Here is a 5,032-nt window from a genome sequence, read left to right as displayed (position 1 = left end):
GAAGCGTTAGCGTAGCCCGTAGCACGCCGACCTTGTGGGCATGAGCGCAAGCGAAACGCCCACAAGGGCACGCCCAAGAAAAACTATTTCAATTTTGCTCGATTGTATTTACAAGTAAAAAACGTGATAGCAATACTCTCAATTAAAATGCTGTTTTTAATTTACAACAAGCTGTAATTTTTCATTTTCGACAACAACCCAATACTGTCCTGATCTCAAAAGACCTGTATCTATTTCAATACGATTGATACCTTCTGATACAGATGCCGTATACTGGGCTACCACTCTGCCTAATCCATCTATTATCTGTATTGGAATAGATTTAGCCTTTGCTCCGTAGTACTCTATGGCTATTATACCTCCTTTGGAAACGGGATTAGGATAAACAAAAAGTATCTTATCTTTTTCATCTGTAATAAGCCCTGATAAAATGTTAGAATATGCTACTTTGCCGTCCTTGTCTTTTACCGCTATGCGATAGTACAAAACTTTATTTCGCTGTACATTCCTGTCTACATATTGATTATCTTTACAATCCACTGCTATAGTCTCAAAAACGTCGCCATCTGTGCTTCTTTCCACACTAACAGTGTAGGTAGGGTTTATATGAGCTATTTTCCATTTGAGAATAATATCATTGTTTAAGGTTTTTAGGTTGAACTCATCAAAAGTAACCGGTAAAGGAGCACATATAAGCGGACAAGCACTTAGGTTGATAGAGGCAAGGAAGTTTGCTCCACCTGCCAGAACTTCGCCTGTGGTAGTACTTACCTTAACGTCATAAACAGCGTTACCTGTAGCAGCGCTGGCAAGCAAAGTCAAGTTAGCGTCATATTTTAATACACTGTTTCCTGTACCTACATAGATGTTATCGCATGCATCAATAGCTACTCCAAAGTTAGCGCTAAGTGCTCCTCCGGGTATAGCTACACTACCCATCAAAGCCCCTGTTGCTAAGTTTCTTTTGTACAAAGTAGCTCCGTTAGTGTGCACAAAAAAATTATTTCCAACAGCAATACCGTTGTAATTGCCCCCAGCAGGGGGTATAAAGCCAGGTCCTCCGTACCCTATATTGTGTAGTATCGAGATGGTGTAAAGAGTTGCAAAAGTAGATGTAAGTTTAGCAAGCGTGTTGTCTTGAGATACCAAATAAATTTCTCCCGTGGGTCCGACTGTCATACACCTAGTTTCTTGGCTGTACGAGATAGGAGCAGGTGTTATTGAGGATAGAGTGCCTGCTGCTTCATTTAGTATAGAAATACAATTATAGTTAGGGTATGGGAGAGTGGGATCTAAACCAGCTACGTAGCAGATAGATTTGTTACAATTATATGAAAGGGTCCAATTTTCAAAAAAGGTAGTCAAGTTATTATACACTGCAGTACCTGTAGGAGAAATACGCATGATGGCACCATAAAAAGAACCCAAACTACTGAACCATGCAACTCCAAGTAAAAAGTATGCATCCCCCGTATTAGAAACAGCTAAATCTCCATACCATTCTTGCGCTCCTGAAAACCCATAGGGCGTGTTTAAAGTCCATAATAGTGCGCCTGATGAACTATATTTTACGACTTTATACGGATTGTATCCTCCTACTACATATACATTTCCCGCTGCATCTTGCTCTATATCATATACCCGGTTTACAGTAGTGAGTGAAGGATTAATAGTCCATGGGTCTATAACAATTGTTCTATATGTTGAATAGGGGGATATTCTGAATTTCACTATACTATCTTGTAGAACAAACTCAGAGGAAATAACTTCACTCGGATTGTCTGCATAGTATGTATGCGGTGCGTGATCTATAAAATTTCCCCAAGGGCTATAAATTTCAAGATGGCCTGAACTATTCTTTATAGGTAAATCACCTGTGCTGCTCTTATACACCCACGCAATTTGACTTACATCTCCGCCTGGATAAACTACAAAACTATACTTCAACCCCCTCTCTGAGTGAAATACAAATTCCACGTCTATATTGGGATACAAATTCTTGTAAATTACTTTCTCATACCCTGGTATGTTGTATTTACTTTCTGAGTTGTTCAAACTAGCATAATGAAATACTTGGGGTACTTTTTTATCCCCTACTATGGTAATCCAAGGATTAGCATTAAGCCATTTCATGTGTAAGAAATAAGTGTAAGTCTTTAGTCCTGTTAGTTCTCTATCTGGTCTTTCTTCCGCAGGGGGATAGCTAAAAGAAAAAGTGTCTATCCTGTATGAAACGCCCGCAGGTGAAAAATACACTTGTGTTCCTTGAACCTCTGCACCAAAAACAGGTAAACTACTAACTTGATTCTTACCATCAAATTGTCCTTTATTCTCTATAAATACTCTTTGCTCAAATTTTCTCAACCAATTCGTGGATTGAGCCTTTACCGTCATTACTGTCATTAAAATGAGAACAAAAGCAAGCAATAAGGTATATTTTTTCATAGTAATGCCAGTAATCAATGTGGATTTTTGTAACGCACACTATACGAACGAATTTGAGAAAAGGTTTCTTAATCTAATTAACATCAACCAAAAGACATACAAAAAAACTTTTTTGACTTTTATTCAAAAATCCGTATATTTGTACAGTTATCCTGGCACATTATTTGAGAATAGCTATACCATTAACTTTTATTGAAAATGAATATGAAAAAACTATTGGGATTTGTACTTGCATTTGCCTTTTTGAGCAATTTGCTTGCGCAAGATGACTTTATTTCTATTGCTAACCTTGCGCGTAAGGTAGAAGGGCTTAACATTGGAGATAAGGCACCAGACTTTATAGGAACAGACGCAATTACGGGTGCTAACATTCAACTTAATCGTTTTCGAAACAACAACAATGTTCTACTCATGTTCTACAGCAACGCTCTATATGCCGCATCAGAGGGGGCAGACGCTCCTTTGCGTCAAGGTGCTTCCGATCAAATCGCACAACTGATTGAAGGTATGATGAATAGTGCAGACCCAAAAAGCAAAACACTCAAAATAATTTTAGTTACAGGAGACACCCAAGAACAAATCAGGGCACTTGTTAATCAAAACCCCAACCTTACTAAAACAATGAATATCATCAGAGATGAAGGAAACCGTATCATGGATAAATACAACTCTTCTTTCAAAATCAACAAAAATCATCCTGAAGTCAAAGAATTAGTAAGCAGAGGACTATTGAAAGTAAATCCCAAAGATGAGTATGTTACTGGAGTAGTACCTATTATGTATCTTATCAATCGCGAGGGTAGAATTATTGCACAATTCAGCGCACTAAATTTTGAACGCTTACAAGAAGCAGGTGTAGATCCCACTAAAAGTGTGGCATTTTCACTTAACTATATCACAAGCAAAATCACAGAGTGGTAATTGGTGCTAAATCATACTTTTTAGATGAAGTCATTTCCGAAGCCAAAGTGCTTCGGTTATTTTTTTCATAGATTTCTGTCGTGTTTGTAGCAGGTCAAATAATTAAAGCAAAGTTTTATCATCCCTTAAAAATAAGCCTTGTAATTTTTTTATGTTGGAGCATTCTTTACTTCATTTTTGGGGAAAAAATCACTATAAATAGTGGCTGTGGCTACGATGGTAACTTTTATTGCCAAATTACCCAGCACTTTGGTAGTTTTTTGCAAAACCAATCTTTTTCAAAATACTATGTGCATAGAATTTTACCCTGTGCAATAGTTCATTATGCTTTGACTTTTTTTGGTTTTGAATTGTCTTTGAAAAATATAATATCCAGCTTTTATGTTTTGAATACACTGTGTTGGTTATTCAGTATTGTACTGTGGCATAAAATAATGCAGCATTTTCAAATTTCAATCTTGATTCAATGGTTAATGAGTATCTTGCTCTGGATTAACTTTTACGTACTGAAATTCATTTTTTACTATCCTGTATTAACCGACAGCATGGCTTTTTTGGCAGGCTTAGTGTTAGCTTATTTCTACGTTCAAAATAAAATAAAACAAGTTTGTATTGTTGCTTTTTTAGGCTCTTTTGTTTATCCCTTATTTGCGATTTATACTTGTATATTGATTTTATTTCCCATTGATATCAAAGCGCGGGAGCATCAAAACTCTAAAAAGAAATATACGTTTTTGTGGATAACTATTTTGATTGTATCTCTATTTGCGGGTATGAGAACTTACTATGCATACCGAATAAAATATGAAATAAGTGCAGGTTTTCACTTGAATACCTTAGTGTACATGCTTACGTATGGATATGTTTTATATCACTTGCTTCGTCCCTTGCGCTCTTTGAATAAAATTGTAGATTATATCCCAAAACTTAATTGGCAAAGAGTAGTTTTGGTAGTACTCATACTTTTGACTACGGTCCTTATCAAGAGTTACTTATCACGGCATGCACAAATGGGAAGCCCCTCGCAAAATTATTTTTTGCGGTCTATATTTGGAATAGGCTATCACGGAGCTACTTGGATAGCACAATTTTTTTCAGGTTTTGGGGTGATAGCCGTAGGGTTGTACATATTTTTAGCTAAAATAAGCCAAACAGTATTACAGCAAAGTGTAGGAATGTATATTCTGTTTGCACTAGCGGTTTTAATAAACTTGCAATTAGAAACGAGAGTAATAGCAGATATTTATGTTTTTATACCGTTAGGATTAGCCTTGACTTTACAAAAGTACAAGTGGAACATTAACAAAAAACGTTTGATTCTGATAGTGTTGCTGCTAAACTTAGCTATTTCCAAAGTTTATTTGAAGATAGAGGGGAGTAAGTGGTTTTTTCATCCTGTGGAGTTGGCTTGGGTGCCCCAAAACTATGCTTTGAGTACATATTTAATGAAAGATGGGCACTATTGGATTACGCTCATAGTTTTCGCGTTTATCAGTGTAGTGGTGTTTTTGGCGGCTAAAAGGGCAAAAAATTGGGCGGAAGTATAGGTTGTTATGTTACATGCTTATATTTTTTATAGGAAGATTGAATTTTAATTTTTTGGGCGTGTCCTTGTGGGCGTTTCGCTTGCGCTCATGCCCACAAGGTCGGCGTGCTACGGGCTACG

General features: G+C 36.8%; 3 protein-coding genes. 2 read left to right on the top strand and 1 reads right to left on the bottom strand.

The genetic code is table 11. From position 1 onward, the window contains the following. Nucleotides 1–156 precede the first annotated feature (156 nt). Nucleotides 157–2,445 carry a T9SS type A sorting domain-containing protein gene (locus NZ519_11960; GenBank protein MCS7029470.1) on the bottom strand — a complete coding sequence of 763 codons (2,289 nt, stop codon included), beginning with the start codon at nucleotides 2,443–2,445 and terminating at the stop codon, nucleotides 157–159. A gap of 204 nt (nucleotides 2,446–2,649) precedes the next feature. Between NZ519_11960 and NZ519_11955 the strand changes: the two genes are divergently transcribed. Together NZ519_11955 and NZ519_11950 are read left to right on the top strand one after the other, a co-directional pair. Beyond that, nucleotides 2,650–3,366 (top strand): peroxiredoxin family protein, encoded by a 717-nt coding sequence (locus NZ519_11955; protein ID MCS7029469.1) that lies wholly within the window; start codon nucleotides 2,650–2,652, stop codon nucleotides 3,364–3,366. Nucleotides 3,367–3,839: 473 nt separating this feature from the next. Beyond that, entirely contained in the window at nucleotides 3,840–4,913 is a 1,074-nt protein-coding gene (locus NZ519_11950; protein ID MCS7029468.1) for a hypothetical protein, read from the top strand. Nucleotides 4,914–5,032 lie beyond the last annotated feature (119 nt).

This window comes from Bacteroidia bacterium (genome assembly GCA_025056095.1).
Taxonomy (GTDB): Bacteria; Bacteroidota; Bacteroidia; order JANWVE01; family JANWVE01; genus JANWVE01.
This window is presented reverse-complemented; position numbering and strand designations above follow the sequence as displayed.